The organism is Streptomyces chrestomyceticus JCM 4735, assembly GCF_003865135.1.
GTDB classification, from domain to species: Bacteria; Actinomycetota; Actinomycetes; order Streptomycetales; family Streptomycetaceae; genus Streptomyces; species Streptomyces chrestomyceticus.
The window spans coordinates 6,558,654-6,572,935 of sequence record NZ_BHZC01000001.1; the positions used below are offsets into that span (position 1 = coordinate 6,558,654).

Here is a 14,282-nt window from a genome sequence, read left to right on the forward strand (position 1 = left end):
AGCCGGAACCACGGCCGCACAGCGGTCAGGGTCATGGTCACTCCTGTGTGATGTCGACGGACACGAGGTCCGGGTGCTGCCGGGCGATCTCCTCCAGGCCCAGCAGCGCGGTGTGGGTGATGGCCGACACGGCGGCGCAGACCCGGCCGTTCTCCGCGTGCTCCTCGTGACCGTCCACCTCGATCACAGTGCGGCCGTCGCCCAGGCGGGCGCGGACACGGATCACGTGCGCAGACGGAAGCCCGGCACGCTCTTGGCCAGTTCGGCTTCGAGCTCGGCCCGGTCGGCGGTTCGGAAGTCGGTGGCCGGCGCGGCCTGGCGCGAGCCCTGAGCCGGGTCGGGTTTCGGCGTCTTCTTCTCAGGCTCGGCGGCCGGGCGTCGCAGGTGCGGCTTGCGTTCCAGCAGCGCTTCGAGGTCCGCGGCGATGGCGGCGGTGTCGATATCGCCATCGTCGTCGGTGTACGCGGACGGGTCCAGATACACCGCGGCGTCCTCCGGGTCGGCGAAGTCGGATGCCGCGGCCTTCACCTCCGCGAGCACCGCCCGTGTCGTAGCGCGCTCGGCGCGCTCCATGGCCTGCTCCGCCTTCGATGTGGCTTTGTCCAGCTCGGACTTGTCGCGGTCTTCGAACTCCTGGATCCGCTTCTGGGCGGCGGCTGACTCCCTTTTGTGCCGGGTCCTCTCGGCCTTGAGCTCGGCACGGAGCTTGTCGAGTGCCTTCTTCCCAGCGTCGCCGAGTTGGTCGGCGCCCTCAGGCTCCCGATCGTCATCGCTCCCCGGCTCGTCCTCAGCCTCGGGGGCGACCGGATCGTCCGGGGATGGCTCCTCCGGCTCCGGATCGTCATGCCGGTCCAGTCGGAACCAGGACACGCCGGGGGCGGCGTTCAGCCAGACGTGACGGGTGTATCGCATTCTTCGTCTCCCATCGCGGGATCATGGCTGCGCGTCGCGCACAGCCAGGTCAGGGTCTGCGGTCAGACGCTCCAGCCCATGTAGCCGTAGCGCCGCAGCAGCTCGATCGCCTCGTCGCGCGATCTGGCGACCCGGTAGATCTGTTCCGGCAGCAGCCGCGGCCCCTGCAAGCGGAAGTGCCGCGGGTAGCGTGGGTTGGCGGTACCGGCACGAAACGCGCGGGCCCGCTCCATTTGGTAGTACAACGAGCGCCGGGTGGTGCCCTCCGTCGTGGCGCGGATGCGGCGTCCGGCCTGGTCAGCGACCGTGGTCATGCCGCGGCGCGCATTGACGACGCTGCTGATGCTCGCGCCGTCCCGGATCGCCGTCGCACCCGCCGCAGTGAAGATCCGATTCTGTTCGGACCGGGACAGCGAATTGAAGTACGCGTGCGAGTCGAAGGCGCCGGGGTGGTGCCGACCGCGGGCCACCAGCTTCGTCGGCAGGTGCACGCAGTCGCACCTCGGATGCCTCTGAAAGCCTCTGTTCCAGCCGTACTCCTTGCCGGCCAGGATGATGCAGCGCGCGCACGAAGGCGGATTCAGCACACGCACGTAGCCGTTGATCAGCCGCTGCCCGACCATCGAGGCGCCGGTGGCGCTGCGGCCGGCGTCGGCCACCTCGCCCGCGGCCATGCGCAGCAGCTGCTTCAGGCCGACGAGCATCGCCTCGACGTCCCGGGCCCCTGCGGCGATGGCCTGCTTGCTGCTGATGACCGGCAGGTACAGCAGCGACTCCAGCGACCGGCCGTCCGCAGCCTGCCCGGCGAACGCCGGAGCCCAGGTGCGTCCCACCCGCTGGGAGCGCTCGCCGTCGGCCGTGGCGACCGCGTCCACGTACGCGTCCGCACCCGCCGCTGCAGCGACCTGCCCTTCGGCCACTGCCCGCACCACCGCGGGGCCGACCAGCGACTGCCACGACCCGGTCAGGTCACGCCGGTCCAACTCGCCCCATAGCTCCTGCACTCGGTCCGCGGTGCGGCGGGCGTGCCGGGCCTGCGCGACGTAGTACGCCTGCGCCAGGTCCTCCGCACTGAGGGACCGGACATCTTGCGCGGCCATCAGGCGGCCGCCGGTTCAGGTTCGGGCTCGGTCTCGTCGACCGGTGGCGGCTTCGGGCCGGCCTCCAACGCCGCGAGATCACCGGCCATCACCCGCTGAAGAGCGTCGTCGGCAGCTTCGCGGTCCTGCTCCTCCATGCGCTCGATCTGTGCCTGGGTGTAGCCGATGTCCTCGCGGGTCTGGCGCAGCGGCACGACCTTGGCCGTGAACAGCTTCACCGCGGCATCCGCGCGCTGAGCGACGGTCGGGGTCGCCGCGTCCCGCCACAAGGTCTCCATCGACCGCGCGGCGTCGTTCCACACACCGTCGCGGATGCGCAGCACCTTGCGCATCACGCGCTCCCAAGTCGTCCCACTGGCGCGCTGCTTGCGCTCGGCTCGTTTTACCGTCCTTGCCTCTACTGACCGGATGCCGTCCGCGGAAGCCGGGTTGTCGGTGGCCTGTCCCAAGAAGTGCGGGGGCATCCCGGAGATGCTGGCCACCAGCACCGCCAGCTGCTTCAGGGTGTCGTGGAAATTGGTGAGCGACGCCTCGGGAAACTGGATGACGTCGGCCCCGTCGTTCTTCCGGTCCTTCTCGGTGGCCCACATCCGGCCGATGATCCGGCTGAACGCACTGATCTTGCGCCCGGCCTCGTCCTGGAAGTCCTCCTCGCCGAAGCCGAAGGCGACCCGGCGGGGGTGGCGTGATACTCGGCGGACACCATCATGTCGGTGGCGATCTTGCAGGCGGCATCCGACAGCGGGATCACGTCCGCGAGCTCGGAGGTGCCGTTGGGGCTCTTCAGGCGCGGCCGGTTGGCCAGCACCTCCACCATGACTTCACCGATGCCGTGGTCGTCCCGCTCGTGCTCCGGGTCCTCGACCCACTCGCCGCGCTCCTTCACCCACCAGCTGGTCGCGTCCGGCAGGTACAGGGCGGCGTGCCATACCTTGCCGTCCTCGCCCTCTTCCTCCCAGCGCTTGACCGCCGCCCGCACCTGCCGCGTCTGCGGATCGTGCTCGGCGTACATGTCCAGCGCCGACTCCACCGTGATCAGCGGCGTGGCGTCGTCCCCGTCACGCGAACCGATCACCACGTACGCGCGCCGCATGATCAGCGAGTCCAGGTGGCCCTGCTGGCTCTGGCTGTCCATGTCGTTGGCCTGCCAGATCCGCCACAAGTCCTCATCCGCCGCCGGCTGCCCAGGAAACCGGAAGCCCTCGACGTCGAGGCGCTCCTCGATACTGTCGACGACCAGCCGCGGCCAGTTGATGACGACCTGGCGCACCCGGTCGTCCAGCTCATGCTCCAGCTCCGGCGCCATGTACGACAGGGGCTGCTTGCCCTCGTAGTAGCTGTTCAGCTCCTTGAGCTCCGGCAGTTCCCGGTCGTGACACCGGATCAGGTGGGTGAGCCACTGCAGCTCAGAGCGCTCCATGCCGCTCACCCCTCTCATCAGCGCATGATCAGCATCTTGGACTTCTTGCGGGGCTTGCCCAGTCCCGCCTTGATGGCGTCGCCCGCGGCCTCATGGGCCAGCACGCTGACCACCCCGAGGTCGATCTTCTGGGGCACGCTCGCCTTGCGGAGCACGTACCGCCCGCCAGGCCGTGCTGCCTTCCGCGCGTTCGCCACGTGAGCGCCGGTCGTCGGGCAACCGTCGTGCCGGAAAGTGGCATCCCTCTTGGTGACGTCCGTGACCAAGCGCTCGCACGCCGCGTGCATCTGCGACACCCGCAGCGTGTACCAGCGGATCACCCGCTTCTCCCCATACCGGTCTGCCCAGGTGTCCACCTCGGTCTCCCAGTACGGCGGGTCGCAGTACATGCGCACTACGTCATACCGCTTCATCAGCTCATCGACCGCCGCGTCGACCTCCAGCCGCGGCACCTGGCCGTCCCACTCCGCCGGGTCCCACACCGTCGGACGGCGATCAGGTCCGTATGTCGGCGTCCACTGGTAGCCGTCCATCGTCTCGGCCCGAAGCCCCGTCCAGTCGTCCACGTCCGACCCGTCGAAGCCCAGCACGACCGGTGTCCGCGCCGGCGGTTCCTCCTGCGGGGCCTTGCGTGCGTCCCACCGGTCCCGGTCGATCCACGCCCCGGTGCCAGCGACGATGCGGTTCAGGTAGAAGCGCTCCGCCTGTGCCGGATCCCCGGCATCGGCGATCTCGCGCATCTCACCGTCGATCCGGTCGATGTCCACCCAGCCGTCCGGCCGCTTCGCCGAATCCCCGTACGCGATCCGAAGGGCCCGCCGCCGCTCCGCCTTGTTGTCCAGCGAGCACGGCGGCGGCACCCGGTGATCCCGGTACAGATCCTTCGACCGGGCCTCCGCGGTCCGCTGCGCCACCGACTGCTCCGACGGATCCCACGCGTTTGTCGTCTCCACCGGCCGGCCGCCCGTGCCGGACAGATTCCGGCGCTGCGTCGAAGCGATCGACCAGCCGCCGTTCGACTCCAGCCAGCAATGCGTCTCATCCTGCACCGCGAACGTGATCCGCTGCCCAAGACGCGCGTTCTTCGACGACGTGACCGGCTCGATCAGGCCGCCGCCCGCCAGGTTGATGCGGGTCTCGCCCGTGTCCGGGATGAGGTCGGCGAGCGGTCCCTCATCGATCATCGGGCGCAGAGCGCGGTAAACGTTGTCCGTCTGGTCCTCGCTGGTCGCAGTGACCTGGATCCACGGCGTCGCCCACGGCCGGCCCACGGGCTCCCCGTCCGCGTCCCACCCGGCGAACCGCACCGGCCCCTCGGCCTCCGCGCAGATCATCGCCGCAGTCAGCGGGCCCTTGCCCCACTTCTGCGGTCGCACCAGCTGAGACCGGCGGTATGCCCATGCGGACTGCCACCGGTCCTCAGCGGCGTCCGGGCGCAGCCGGTAGTGGTGGACCAGGAACGCCCACATCTCGTCCGTGAGCAGGTACGGCTCGCCGAGCCGGTCCCCGTCCGGGATGACACAGTGCTCCTCGATCCACTCGCCCACCAGCCAGCCGAGAGAAGGGAATTCGCCGCTGTAGCTAGCTCCCCGCCACGGCACCGTCGCCCCCGGCTGCAGCCTCCGGATCCACGACCTTCAGCCGCGCCCGAGCCGAACGAGCCGGCCTCGCCGACCGCTCCTGTCGCTGCTCGCCCACTTCGTCCGTCGCGACCTCCCAGCGAAGCCGCAGCATCGCCAACGGCGTCAGTCCCAACCGGTCACCGAGCTGGCGGGCCTCCTTCGAGGCATCCAGATCGCCCATCTCGGCCCGGACCTTCCAGCGGACGTACTGCGCGACCTCGCGCGTCCAGCCCAGCCGCTCCCAGGCCACTGCCTGCGGCGTCGCCCACAACTCGGCCCACAGCTCGCCCTCGGTTCGGGCCTGCGTCTCCAACTGCTTGCCGAGCACTGTGGCCGCGGTCTGGGCTGCGTCCAGCTTTCGCTGGGCGGCCGACCGTGCCCGGCCTGTGAGTTCCGGCTCCAGCAGAGCAAGTTCCAGTTCGTCGGCCTGGCGCTGTGCCATGTCGCGCTTCGCGACCGTCACGACGTCGTCCGGCAGGGGCCACTTCGGCGGGGCTCCCTTGCGTCCACCGGCAGGCAGCTTGGTCATCGCGACCGTGGCATTCCGGCGGCGGGCATTCGGCTTCGGCGCCGGCCCCATTCCAGCCATTGCGATCATCTCCAAGTGCCATCGCGGCACGTCAGAGCCAGCCATCGCGGCCAGCTCGGGTCACGCTGCGTCACAGCCGGACGCTGATCACGGCCCTCCCAGACCCGTACACCGAGGAAGCGCCCTCCCCGGCGGTCCGGCGTGGATCATGATCATGGGGTCACCCCCCAGGGTCTGTCACAGACCGTGACCGATCTTGGGGAGGTCGGTTCGGAGCGGAGCGGTGCGCTCCTCGGTCCACGCCTGGGCGGGATCGTCGGGGTCCACGAGCCGGCTGCCGGTGGAGGTGGTGCGGAAGGCGCGGTACCGGATGCTGCGCTGGCCGCCGTCGTCCTCGACGCTGATCCAGCGCAGGGCCACCGTGTGAGGGTCGACGTCGTTGGCCTTGAGCCACTCGCACAGTGCCTCGCGATGCTCGTGAAGGTCATCGGTGCGATAGAGGGCGAGCACCACGCTCACGTGTCCTCTCCTGCCACCTCGTGGTCGGAGGTGACGGCGTAGCCGAAGGCCGGCCGCTCCTCGGGCTCGGGCCCGACGGTGAGCAGCCGGGCCGCGGCGGCCTCGGCTCGGGCCAGTGCCTTGGCGCCCTTGCCCTTGATGTGGATGGCGACCTGCCGCTCGCCTGCGACGACTGTGATCCTCATGCCGCAGCGTCCTGCTCGGAGGCGACGGGGGACGTCTTCGGTCCACTGCATCGCGGTGATCTCTATGGGCTTCTTGCGGTAGGTGGCCGCGGTCATCGGTTCCATCCTCCGGGCTGGTGCTGTGCGGTCTGGCTGCTGTGGCAGGGGCCGCACAGTCCGCGCCCGTGCCGGGGGTCGGCGGGGTCGAGGCCGCGGTCAACCAGCTCGCGTCGGGAGAGCGGGTGGTGGTCGGCGTGCACGCTTGGGGCCTCGCGGCACAGCACGCACACCGGGTCGCGGGCGAGGACGCCGGGCCGGAACCTGGTCTCGTGCTCGCGCCCGTACCCGCGTTGGCGTGCGCTGCCGCGCCGTTGCTCGGCTTCCTGCCGGTGGCTGTCGCACCGGCCGCCCTGGTTGGTGTACTCGGGGCAGCCGGGGATGGAGCACACTCGCCAGGCTGTACGTCTGGGCATGGGCTGCCTCCTCTCGTACGGTGATCGCCTCAGCGAGACGGAGGAGGGCGTGATGCGGCACGGTGCGCGAGCGGCGGGGAGGGCGGCGGCGGAGGCTGCTGAGCGGCGGGCGAGTGGTGGCCGGGTGCATTCGGTGGTGGTGGAGCTGGAGAGTGCACGGGCCGGCGCGGCGTCTGACCTGTCGGACGTGATCGAGCAGGTGGAGGGCGAGGGGTGGCGGCTGGACCGGATGGAGTCGGCGGTGTTGGCGGCTCATGCGCGCCCTGTGGTGCTGCTGGTCTTCCGCTTGGCGTGAGGGGGTACGACGAAGGCCCCGCCGTGGTGCGGCTGGGGCCTGGGTGTCAGCGGTTTGTGGACACGCTGATCACGGCCTCAGTGTTACAGCAGGTCGGGGTGGTGGTCAAGCAGCTTCGCTGGGCTGCTGGTTGCTCGGTCCGTCGGTGAGTTCGGTGAGGTCGACGAGGGCGCGTCCGTGGCGGTCGTAGCCGTGGTGGGTGAGCGTGCCTCGGCGGAGGCGTTGGCGGAGGGTGCCGGGTCTGATGCCGCTGTGCGCGGCGGCGGCGTATATGTCGGTGATCACGGGGCGCATGGGGCCCATGATGCGGCATCGCCCCGCCGTAGGCCGGTTGGCCTGGCGGCGGGGCGTTCGAGTCGCGCTCCCAGCATGAGCGGCACACGTCGAATGTGGTGAGGGTGAGCCTACGAGCTGGGACTGACAGCGGCCGGCTACGGCAGCTTCGCGTCGCGGTCGTCGGGCCGGAAGGTGACGGTCATGGCGTCCGGTGAGTGGAGCGTCGGGTCGTCGGTGTTGCTGTAGCAGTCGGGGCAGCGGTAGCCGGGGCCGTCGGGGGCCATGAACAGGTGCTCGTCGCAGAACCACTTGCCGCAGCCGTACTCGTCACCGCCGGGTTCGATGCCGCACAGGGCATCCAGCCCCCGCGCGACCGTCTCCGAGCACCCGGGTCGGTCGCACTGGGCCTCGACACCGTATCCGGCCTGTATCTTCTCGCCGTTGCGGTAGATCTCGTAGGACGCGTACCCCATGGTCAGTTCTCCTTGATCACTGTGACTGTTCCTTGAACTGCCCGTAGAGGTCGCGGTTCAGAACGGGCAGGTTCCACACCGAGCCGTGGTGCTGGTTGCCGTATTCGATCAGGGCGTCACACAGGTAGTACTCCCGCTCGGCGGCGACCATCGGGTCCGTCTCGTGGGCGACTCCGGCGAACGCCATGTCGCCGAAGTACTGCCGGGCGGCGGGCTCGTCGGTCAGCAGCTGCCGCAGCTTTCGGTCCGCGTCGGCGACGGCCGCGGCGAAGTGGTCCGCGGGCACCTCGCCCACGTTGGTGGCGTACATGATGGTCTGGAGGCGGTAGGGAGTCTGGGTGGCCAAGTGCTCCCGCGTGTCCAGCGGGAGGTCGGACCAGTCAGGCAAGGTGCGGCCGTCTTCTCGGGGGTACTGCGCTGCCATGGTCATTTCTCCTTCGAGTTGACGCCGCGGAGCTTGGTCGCGGCCCATCCGGCGGCGAGGACGAGGCCGATGAAGGTGATGCCGATGAACGGGAGGTTGTCGCCGACGGTGCCGATGATGCCCATGAGGGTGCCGCCCATCATGACGACGATGGCGACGAGCGCGCCGGTGCATACGACGATGACGGCGAGGATCAGGAACGTCACGATGATGAGGCGCTGCAGCTCGGGCGGCAGGCCCTGCTGTACGGGCGCCTGGACGACTACGGGCGGCGGCTGCGGAGGCTGTCCGATGGTGAAGTGCACCGGGCGGCCCTCGGCGTCGTAGAGCACGTTCGGGGGCCGGTGGTGGGCGGGGACGGGCAGCTGCTGCCCGCCGTACTGGTGCTGCGGGTCGGGCAGCGGCTGCGGGGACATGAGGCTCCTCTCAGGGTCGGTTGCTGTCGTCGTCGGTGTCGTCGGCGGGCTGGGGCAGGGTCATGGAGAAGGTGATGGTGAAATCTCCGTCACCGTCGTCTTCGATCTCGCTGCCGTTCGGGGTGATTTCGGGCATGGTCGGCTCCTCTCAGCCTCGGGCGTTCTTGATGTCGTCCTCGGTGGCGCCGGCCGCGTGGGCGGCGTCGAGCAGGACGTTGACGATGCGGGCCGCGCTGTCCGCCTCCGGGCTGCGGAGGCCGTACTCGTTGGCGGCCTCGACGAGCCGCTGGATGGCGTCGGCGGCGTTCTGGGCTGCGCTCATGACGGCCTCCTCAGGGGCGGTTGGAGTCGGTGCGGGTCTCGGTGCAGGTGGCGAGGTGCTGGTCGGTCCAGCCCCATGCGGCCAGCAGGCCGTCCTTGTACGGGCCGTCGACGTACTTCTGGGCACTGCCGTGGACCTCGCCGATGCCGAACGGCACGACCGTGCCGCAGGCGTGGCAGCGCGCGACGGCTTGAACGGCCACGTCGATGACCACGGTGCCGTCGTCGGTGTACGCGCGCATCTGCTGGCCGGGCTGCCTCGGGATCTGGTCGGCGCGGCGCTCGCCGGCCGTGCTCCGGGCGATGGTGTCCATTGGGGTTCTCCTTCGGGTTCGGCGTCGGGCGGGGTGCCCGGCGTCCTCCTCACCGCCGGTACGAGACCGGCGGATCGGGGGCAGCCGGGTCACCAGCCGCGGCGCCAGAAGGGGAGGCGCTGCTCGGCCTCGGACACGGCGCCGTCAGAGGCCAGGAACTCGTCGCTGTCGGGGTCGGTGGTGCTGTTGTTGAAGCGGCGGTTGTGCTCGGCCTTCAGGGCCTTGTAGGTCTTGCGGTCCTGCTTGGCTTCACTGCGCTTGGGCATGGGGTCTCCCTACTTGTTGAAGGTGTGGCTGACGTTGGTGTGGGTGTAGTCGCCGTTGATGACGGTGGTGCCGTCGCCGTGGACCTCGGTGGCGGTGGCCCGGCCGTCCGACCCCAGGGCCGTCGCGCCGCTTGCGGTCCCGATCTGCGTCAGCTCATCGGCCTCGACGCCGGCCGCTTCGTTGTTGATGTCCCTGGCCATGTGCTCCTCCTGGTTGTCTGAGTTCTTGCGCCTGGGCTGCCCTGCTGCCTCACTTGCCGAAAGGCTTCAGGTCGCCGCGGCGCTCCAGTTCGTCCAAGCCCTCATTGACCCGCTGGTGATCCCGGTCATCGGACAGGCCCGCCTCGCGGGCGTCTGCCGCGTTGTGCGACGAGTTCCAGACCTCGAATTTGACGTCCTCGTTGTCGTAGTCGCTGAAGTCCATGGCTCCTCCTTGTGCGGGCCGGGGCTGTCCCGGCTCCCCTTGCCGCCCCGGCGCTGGCCGGGGCGACGCGGGCAGCCGTCACCACCAGCTGGACTTCTTGGGGACGACCATGTGCTCGGGGTGGCCGTTGACCATGTGGTCGACGCACTGCGGGCAGTCCTCGCGCGGGGCGAGGTGGGCGTGTGCCTCGCGGCTGGCGTAGGCGTGGTGCCAGCACTGGCGGCATTCGCCGGGCGGCACCGGCGGCGTGCTCATGCGGGCCGCCATCAGCCGTCGTCCCGGGCGCGCTCGCCTGCCTTCGCCAGCTCGGCGAGGCCGGTGAGGGCGTCGGCGGACTCCGTCATGGCGTGGCAGATGATGTCTCCCGCCTTGTCGATGTCACCGTCGGCGACCGCCGCCTTCGCGGCCTGGAACCGCTCGTCGTAGAACTTCTTGCTGTCGCTCATCAGGTCTCCTTCTGGTGTGGTGTCGGGCTGGGGGTGCGTGGGTGACCGTCAGTCCTGGCGGCAGTCCTTGCAGGGGCAGGCGTCTTCGCAGCGGTCGCGGATCGGGCCGAGGACGGTGGTGGCGATGGCGTCGCCGACGCGCCCGCCCTTCTCGCCGCCGGCCTTCCGGCCGGCGCGGTAGAGCACTCCTGCGGCGGTGTCGAGCTTCTCTGCGGTCTTGCGTCCGAACAGGGCCACGGCATTCCTCCTAGGTAGGTGTCGGTGCTGGGGGCGGTTCACCACCAGCTGGATTTCTTGGTAGCCCGGTCGACGGCCTTCTGTTTCCTGGCCTCGAACCGGGCGGCGTGCGCTGCCGCTTGGGCGGCCTGGCGGATGAGGTCCTTCTCCGCCTCGCGTTGGGCGGCCTTCTCCAAGATTCGTTCGACGCGGGCTTCGAGGTCGGCGGTGCTCTTGCCCTGGGCCTGTCGGTGGGCGATCTTGGCGCCGAGCGCGATGATCTGCGCGGCCTCGTAGGCGTTGACGTCGTCTCGGTCAGTGATCGACACAAGTTCCCCTTTGTGAATGAACGGTGGCGTGCGCTGGTGAGGTGGTGCGGTCCCGTGAGCGCCCTGTTTACGAGGGCCCGGAGGCTTCTGGAGCGGCGCCTCACCGCCTCACCAGGGCCGCGTCTTCGCTGATCAGTACCGGTGGGGTGCATCTGGTGAGGCTCTTGGTGGAAAGTCACCGGGGTGCCGTCCGACTCACCGGTCCCAAGGAGTGATCTATTCGCGGTTGGAAAGTGCCTTGAGGACCCTCTGACGGTGGACGACGGGGTAGCCCTCATAGACGCCGGTGTCCTCTCCGGCATCTGTCAGGGCCCGGCGCAGACGGCTTCCGTCCCACTCCCGGTAGTACGGCTCGTCGAGGTTCTTCAGCCGGTGGAGGACCTCCGGTGTGCGCACGCGCTCCTCGCCGCGGAGGACTTCCGAGATGTCCGCGAGGTGATCGCGCGGTTCGGCGGCCCGGTCCGTTGTCGCGACGGAGTTGCGCAGGGCCTTGGCCCGGTCGGCGATCTCGGCGGCATCGTCGCCGTCGATGAAGTGGGTGCGGACCGTGATGGAGGCGGCTCCCGGCGGCAGGTCGATGCCGCTGCCGGCGACGACGAGCGTGCCCTTGTCGAGGCCTTGCCGGAGCTTGTGCGGGGCCGCGCCGGCAGTCACGGGGGCGTCGCCGAGGGCCATCTTGGCCTGTGACTCGGTGCCGAGAACCAGGCTGGCGCGGATGTGGTTGCCCTCGCGGGAGCGCTTCGGCAGATTCTGGTCGGTGGGGTCCTGGGTACCTTCCCAGATGGTCACGTTCACGGCGCGGCCCTGGTCGTGGATGCCCTTGACCGCCTTGAAGTACCGGCTGATGGCCTTCTGGCCGCCGTAGGGGGCGCCGTACTTGACGGTCCCGCTGTCCGTGACGTACGTCTCCCGGGCGCCCGACCCGTAGGCGACCTGCGCCTCGTCCACGATGACGACCAGCGGCCGGAAGACGGTGCCCGAGGGGGCCTGGAGGCGCCGCTGCATCTCCTCGAACGCGCCCTCCACCATGTGCGTCACTTCCATGACGTGGTCGTCGGTGGGTCCTTCGATCAGCACGGTGGCCAGGCCGCGGAACATCCGCCAGTCGCCGACACCCTTGAGGTCGCCGATGCGGAACTCGACGGCCGCGTCCAGCGCCAGCCACAGGGCCAGGGCGCGCAGGCTCGCGGTCTTGCCCTCGTTGGACAGGCCGGTGACGAGCATGTGCTTCTGGTAGAGGCTGACCAAGGCGGCGTCGCCGCGCAGGTCCCGCCCCCAGGGGGCGCGGCCGTTCTTGTAGTCGGCGGTCATGCCCGGGTCGAGGACCAGCGGGGAGGCGGGGACCGGCTCGTCCAGGGCGCCGGAGTCGGCGATCCACAGCCGTACCGTGCGGGCGGCCGGGGCGACGCTGATGTACAGCTCGTGCTCGTGCCGGCCGAGGTTCTCGGCGAGCTTCCGCCGACGGCCCATGATCTCCTCGGTGGACACTTCCAGCGGCAGGGTCACATCGACCTCGACGCCGCATCCGGCCAAGGCGATGGGGCTGAGCATGGCCGCGCCCGCGTCCCCCATCTCCTTGATGGCCTTGCGCAGTGCGGAGATGCCCAGGTGGCTCAGGGCGAGGACCACCACGGACGGGGTGATCGGCTCACCACCGCCGCGCTCGCTGGCGGGCAGAGCCCACCGCGGGGCGGCCTGCTGCTGGCGGCCCACGTTCCACAGGGACAGCAGGCCGAGCGCCGGGGCAGCCATCATGGCCGGGCCCCACACCAGGCTGCCGATGACGAACGCCCAGTGGATGACATCGATGACCAGGCCGATCGGGGCGACGATGTCACCGGGGTCACCGGTGGCCATAGCCACGGCGCCGCCGAGCGCCAGCAGACCGCCGGCGCCGACACCCGTGGCGACCGCTGTGCCCTTGGCCAGCCGCACCGGGGCGGTGAGCAGGTCCATGCGCCGCTGGTGGCGCGCGGCCCGGTACTTCTGGCCGCGCTCCTCCCACTCGGCGGCCTCCGCCAGCTTCCCGCCGGCCTCGTAGGCCCGCATCATGCGCTCGTAACGGGCCGCGGTGCGCCCGTCCCAGGCCCGGCGGGCCGCGATGCGGGCCCCGCCGTACAGGTACATGCCGTGCCGGACCGCGAGGCGGCCGATGGTGCGTGTCTGCTCGCTGGTGGCGATGATCCCTACCCGGCGCAGGGGCCGGATCCGGCGGCGCGCGGGCGCCGTGCCGCCCGCGGCGGCTGCGGCGGGGACGTCGGGCTTGACGAGGCTGAGCCGTACCGGCTCGGCGGTGGTCTCGGCTGTCCGTTCGTGGACGTCGTGGCCGGTGGTGGTACTCATGCGTAGCCGCCTCCGCCCTGGCCCACGCCGCTGCCGTCGTCGGGCTGCTTCTTCTTGGACTCGCGGGACAGGACCGTGCGCACATACGGCGGGTCCACCTTCAGCCGGTGCCTCTCGTGCACCAGGCGCACCACCTCGGCGGCGGTCGCATCATCACCGAGCCGTGATGCGGCCTCGACGATCGCCTGCGCCTTGTTCAGCGGCGGCAGTTCGCCGACCTGCGGCGCATCATGATGCGCATCATGATGCGGGTCCGATACGCGCTCCACGCGGACGTGCTCTCGCGGGGCATCGAGCGCCAGCGCCACGTCGACCGCGTCCACCACGACCCCGTGCTCGATCAGCAGGGAGGCCAGTTCGGCGTGCGAGAGATGCGGGTGTGATGCGGCGACGATGCGCACCGCCCGTGCCGGGTCCATGGAGGCGAACTGCTCGCGCAGCACGTCCCGGGCGCCGCGCGGCTTCTCGGGCTCTTCCTCGTCCGGCCGTTCGGCGTTGCTGATGTGCGCCAGGGCCCGCTTGCGGACGCTGCCTCCCGCGGTCTTGGGTGCCAGCAGCCAGGCCCAGCCGCCGAGCGTCGGCAGCCGGAACGGGCGTTCCCCCAGCGCCTTCCTCGCCTGAGCACGCGGGCCGGCCCAGGCCAGTTCGGAGATGGCTTGGAGGGCGAGGCTGGGGGCACTGAAGAGGATCGCGGCCGGTACGCCGCCGTGGATGAGGGTGGCGTGGAAGATGTTCAGGTAGATGGACATGACGAGCATGGCCAGGGAGGCGAGGCGGGCTCCGACGGCAGAGCGGCCGGCGGCGGACGCCTCGGACGCCAGGTACTGGCAGGCGTAGGCGGCACCGTCGAACACGGCGACTCCGGCAGCGGCGACGAGGACGGGGGCACCGTAGTGGCGGCCGACCACGTACAGGGACCAGCCGGTGACGCCGAGGGCGGCCGCGCCGACCACCAGCCGTGCCAGGCGCCAGGAGTTGCGGTTCACGGGGTTTCCCTTCT

Annotated in this window: 25 protein-coding genes and 1 pseudogene; 1 reads left to right on the forward strand and 25 read right to left on the reverse strand. The window is 70.3% G+C overall.

All coding sequences use genetic code 11. The features are described 5' to 3' along the window. Positions 1-37: 37 nt before the first annotated feature. From EJG53_RS28470 to EJG53_RS28510, 9 genes and pseudogenes are all read right to left on the reverse strand, one after another. Entirely contained in the window at positions 38-226 is a 189-nt protein-coding gene (locus EJG53_RS28470) for a ribosomal-processing cysteine protease Prp (RefSeq protein ID WP_125047267.1), read from the reverse strand. Next, entirely contained in the window at positions 223-912 is a 690-nt protein-coding gene (locus tag EJG53_RS28475; protein WP_125047268.1) for a hypothetical protein, read from the reverse strand. The genes EJG53_RS28470 and EJG53_RS28475 overlap by 4 nt, the downstream gene beginning before the upstream one ends. Before the next feature lie 62 nt (positions 913-974). Beyond that, positions 975-2,012 carry a hypothetical protein gene (locus EJG53_RS28480; protein WP_125047269.1) on the reverse strand — a complete coding sequence of 346 codons (1,038 nt, stop codon included), beginning with the start codon at positions 2,010-2,012 and terminating at the stop codon, positions 975-977. Continuing rightward, a pseudogene (locus EJG53_RS28485) lies at positions 2,012-3,450 on the reverse strand (phage portal protein). The gene EJG53_RS28480 and the pseudogene EJG53_RS28485 overlap by 1 nt, the downstream one beginning before the upstream one ends. Continuing rightward, a complete protein-coding gene (locus EJG53_RS28490) occupies positions 3,450-4,979 on the reverse strand; it encodes a hypothetical protein (protein WP_244955379.1) in 1,530 nt (509 codons plus the stop codon). The pseudogene EJG53_RS28485 and the gene EJG53_RS28490 overlap by 1 nt, the downstream one beginning before the upstream one ends. A gap of 34 nt (positions 4,980-5,013) precedes the next feature. Then, positions 5,014-5,583 (reverse strand): hypothetical protein, encoded by a 570-nt coding sequence (locus EJG53_RS41760; RefSeq protein WP_218041933.1) that lies wholly within the window; start codon positions 5,581-5,583, stop codon positions 5,014-5,016. A gap of 237 nt (positions 5,584-5,820) precedes the next feature. Beyond that, positions 5,821-6,102 (reverse strand): hypothetical protein, encoded by a 282-nt coding sequence (locus EJG53_RS28500; RefSeq protein ID WP_125047271.1) that lies wholly within the window; start codon positions 6,100-6,102, stop codon positions 5,821-5,823. Continuing rightward, on the reverse strand, positions 6,099-6,383 hold the full coding sequence (locus tag EJG53_RS28505) for a hypothetical protein (protein WP_125047272.1): 285 nt from the start codon (positions 6,381-6,383) through the stop codon (positions 6,099-6,101). The genes EJG53_RS28500 and EJG53_RS28505 overlap by 4 nt, the downstream gene beginning before the upstream one ends. Next, positions 6,380-6,739, reverse strand: a complete 360-nt coding sequence (locus EJG53_RS28510; protein ID WP_125047273.1) for a holin — start codon at positions 6,737-6,739, stop codon at positions 6,380-6,382. The genes EJG53_RS28505 and EJG53_RS28510 overlap by 4 nt, the downstream gene beginning before the upstream one ends. A gap of 52 nt (positions 6,740-6,791) precedes the next feature. Here EJG53_RS28510 and EJG53_RS28515 point away from each other — a divergent pair, with 52 nt between their 5' ends. Further along, positions 6,792-7,034 (forward strand): hypothetical protein, encoded by a 243-nt coding sequence (locus EJG53_RS28515; RefSeq protein ID WP_125047274.1) that lies wholly within the window; start codon positions 6,792-6,794, stop codon positions 7,032-7,034. Positions 7,035-7,139: 105 nt separating this feature from the next. On the opposite strand, the gene EJG53_RS28520 is transcribed toward EJG53_RS28515, so the two are convergent. The 16 genes from EJG53_RS28520 to EJG53_RS28575 form a co-directional block, all read right to left on the reverse strand. Then, a complete protein-coding gene (locus EJG53_RS28520; RefSeq protein ID WP_244955380.1) occupies positions 7,140-7,328 on the reverse strand; it encodes a hypothetical protein in 189 nt (62 codons plus the stop codon). Between the two features lie 137 nt (positions 7,329-7,465). After that, positions 7,466-7,783, reverse strand: coding sequence for a hypothetical protein (locus EJG53_RS28525; RefSeq protein WP_125047276.1), 318 nt, complete (start codon positions 7,781-7,783; stop codon positions 7,466-7,468). Between the two features lie 16 nt (positions 7,784-7,799). Further along, entirely contained in the window at positions 7,800-8,207 is a 408-nt protein-coding gene (locus EJG53_RS28530) for a hypothetical protein (protein ID WP_125047277.1), read from the reverse strand. Between the two features lie 2 nt (positions 8,208-8,209). Further along, entirely contained in the window at positions 8,210-8,623 is a 414-nt protein-coding gene (locus EJG53_RS28535) for a hypothetical protein (protein WP_125047278.1), read from the reverse strand. Between the two features lie 10 nt (positions 8,624-8,633). Then, positions 8,634-8,759 carry a hypothetical protein gene (locus EJG53_RS43415; protein ID WP_280526788.1) on the reverse strand — a complete coding sequence of 42 codons (126 nt, stop codon included), beginning with the start codon at positions 8,757-8,759 and terminating at the stop codon, positions 8,634-8,636. Between the two features lie 12 nt (positions 8,760-8,771). Continuing rightward, entirely contained in the window at positions 8,772-8,945 is a 174-nt protein-coding gene (locus tag EJG53_RS40750; RefSeq protein ID WP_154806408.1) for a hypothetical protein, read from the reverse strand. Between the two features lie 10 nt (positions 8,946-8,955). After that, positions 8,956-9,258, reverse strand: a complete 303-nt coding sequence (locus tag EJG53_RS28540) for a hypothetical protein (RefSeq protein ID WP_125047279.1) — start codon at positions 9,256-9,258, stop codon at positions 8,956-8,958. An 89-nt stretch (positions 9,259-9,347) separates the two neighbouring features. Continuing rightward, a complete protein-coding gene (locus EJG53_RS40755) occupies positions 9,348-9,524 on the reverse strand; it encodes a hypothetical protein (RefSeq protein ID WP_154806409.1) in 177 nt (58 codons plus the stop codon). A 9-nt stretch (positions 9,525-9,533) separates the two neighbouring features. After that, positions 9,534-9,725, reverse strand: a complete 192-nt coding sequence (locus tag EJG53_RS28545; protein ID WP_125047280.1) for a hypothetical protein — start codon at positions 9,723-9,725, stop codon at positions 9,534-9,536. A 49-nt stretch (positions 9,726-9,774) separates the two neighbouring features. Then, positions 9,775-9,948, reverse strand: coding sequence for a hypothetical protein (locus EJG53_RS40760; protein WP_154806410.1), 174 nt, complete (start codon positions 9,946-9,948; stop codon positions 9,775-9,777). A gap of 78 nt (positions 9,949-10,026) precedes the next feature. Then, positions 10,027-10,203, reverse strand: coding sequence for a pRL2-8 (locus EJG53_RS28550; protein WP_125047281.1), 177 nt, complete (start codon positions 10,201-10,203; stop codon positions 10,027-10,029). An 11-nt stretch (positions 10,204-10,214) separates the two neighbouring features. Then, a complete protein-coding gene (locus EJG53_RS28555) occupies positions 10,215-10,394 on the reverse strand; it encodes a hypothetical protein (RefSeq protein WP_125047282.1) in 180 nt (59 codons plus the stop codon). A 48-nt stretch (positions 10,395-10,442) separates the two neighbouring features. Further along, the gene (locus tag EJG53_RS28560) at positions 10,443-10,631 is read right to left on the reverse strand and encodes a hypothetical protein (protein WP_125047283.1); all 189 of its coding nucleotides are present in this window, start codon (positions 10,629-10,631) and stop codon (positions 10,443-10,445) included. 38 nt (positions 10,632-10,669) lie between these two features. Continuing rightward, positions 10,670-10,939: a DUF6257 family protein gene (locus EJG53_RS28565; RefSeq protein WP_125047284.1), complete on the reverse strand. Its 270-nt coding sequence runs from the start codon at positions 10,937-10,939 to the stop codon at positions 10,670-10,672. A 216-nt stretch (positions 10,940-11,155) separates the two neighbouring features. Further along, complete coding sequence (locus EJG53_RS28570) at positions 11,156-13,282, reverse strand: ATP-binding protein (RefSeq protein WP_244955381.1); 2,127 nt, start codon at positions 13,280-13,282, stop codon at positions 11,156-11,158. Beyond that, positions 13,279-14,268 (reverse strand): DUF2637 domain-containing protein, encoded by a 990-nt coding sequence (locus EJG53_RS28575; RefSeq protein ID WP_125047285.1) that lies wholly within the window; start codon positions 14,266-14,268, stop codon positions 13,279-13,281. The genes EJG53_RS28570 and EJG53_RS28575 overlap by 4 nt, the downstream gene beginning before the upstream one ends. Between the last annotated feature and the right edge of the window lie 14 nt (positions 14,269-14,282).

What these genes read in the sequence shown, in the direction of transcription:
- EJG53_RS28545 (WP_125047280.1), bottom strand. Translation starts at nt 9,725, where the DNA reads ATGGCCAGGGACATCAACAACGAAGCGGCCGGCGTCGAGGCCGATGAG.
- EJG53_RS43415 (WP_280526788.1), bottom strand. Translation starts at nt 8,759, where the DNA reads ATGCCCGAAATCACCCCGAACGGCAGCGAGATCGAAGACGACGGTGAC.
- EJG53_RS40760 (WP_154806410.1), bottom strand. Translation starts at nt 9,948, where the DNA reads ATGGACTTCAGCGACTACGACAACGAGGACGTCAAATTCGAGGTCTGG.
- EJG53_RS40750 (WP_154806408.1), bottom strand. Translation starts at nt 8,945, where the DNA reads ATGAGCGCAGCCCAGAACGCCGCCGACGCCATCCAGCGGCTCGTCGAG.
- EJG53_RS41760 (WP_218041933.1), bottom strand. Translation starts at nt 5,583, where the DNA reads ATGACCAAGCTGCCTGCCGGTGGACGCAAGGGAGCCCCGCCGAAGTGG.
- EJG53_RS28505 (WP_125047272.1), bottom strand. Translation starts at nt 6,383, where the DNA reads ATGACCGCGGCCACCTACCGCAAGAAGCCCATAGAGATCACCGCGATG.
- EJG53_RS28570 (WP_244955381.1), bottom strand. Translation starts at nt 13,282, where the DNA reads ATGAGTACCACCACCGGCCACGACGTCCACGAACGGACAGCCGAGACC.
- EJG53_RS28535 (WP_125047278.1), bottom strand. Translation starts at nt 8,623, where the DNA reads ATGTCCCCGCAGCCGCTGCCCGACCCGCAGCACCAGTACGGCGGGCAG.
- EJG53_RS28520 (WP_244955380.1), bottom strand. Translation starts at nt 7,328, where the DNA reads ATGCGCCCCGTGATCACCGACATATACGCCGCCGCCGCGCACAGCGGC.
- EJG53_RS28475 (WP_125047268.1), bottom strand. Translation starts at nt 912, where the DNA reads ATGCGATACACCCGTCACGTCTGGCTGAACGCCGCCCCCGGCGTGTCC.
- EJG53_RS28480 (WP_125047269.1), bottom strand. Translation starts at nt 2,012, where the DNA reads ATGGCCGCGCAAGATGTCCGGTCCCTCAGTGCGGAGGACCTGGCGCAG.
- EJG53_RS28550 (WP_125047281.1), bottom strand. Translation starts at nt 10,203, where the DNA reads ATGAGCACGCCGCCGGTGCCGCCCGGCGAATGCCGCCAGTGCTGGCAC.
- EJG53_RS28525 (WP_125047276.1), bottom strand. Translation starts at nt 7,783, where the DNA reads ATGGGGTACGCGTCCTACGAGATCTACCGCAACGGCGAGAAGATACAG.
- EJG53_RS28555 (WP_125047282.1), bottom strand. Translation starts at nt 10,394, where the DNA reads ATGAGCGACAGCAAGAAGTTCTACGACGAGCGGTTCCAGGCCGCGAAG.
- EJG53_RS28540 (WP_125047279.1), bottom strand. Translation starts at nt 9,258, where the DNA reads ATGGACACCATCGCCCGGAGCACGGCCGGCGAGCGCCGCGCCGACCAG.
- EJG53_RS28515 (WP_125047274.1), top strand. Translation starts at nt 6,792, where the DNA reads ATGCGGCACGGTGCGCGAGCGGCGGGGAGGGCGGCGGCGGAGGCTGCT.
- EJG53_RS28530 (WP_125047277.1), bottom strand. Translation starts at nt 8,207, where the DNA reads ATGGCAGCGCAGTACCCCCGAGAAGACGGCCGCACCTTGCCTGACTGG.
- EJG53_RS28510 (WP_125047273.1), bottom strand. Translation starts at nt 6,739, where the DNA reads ATGCCCAGACGTACAGCCTGGCGAGTGTGCTCCATCCCCGGCTGCCCC.
- EJG53_RS40755 (WP_154806409.1), bottom strand. Translation starts at nt 9,524, where the DNA reads ATGCCCAAGCGCAGTGAAGCCAAGCAGGACCGCAAGACCTACAAGGCC.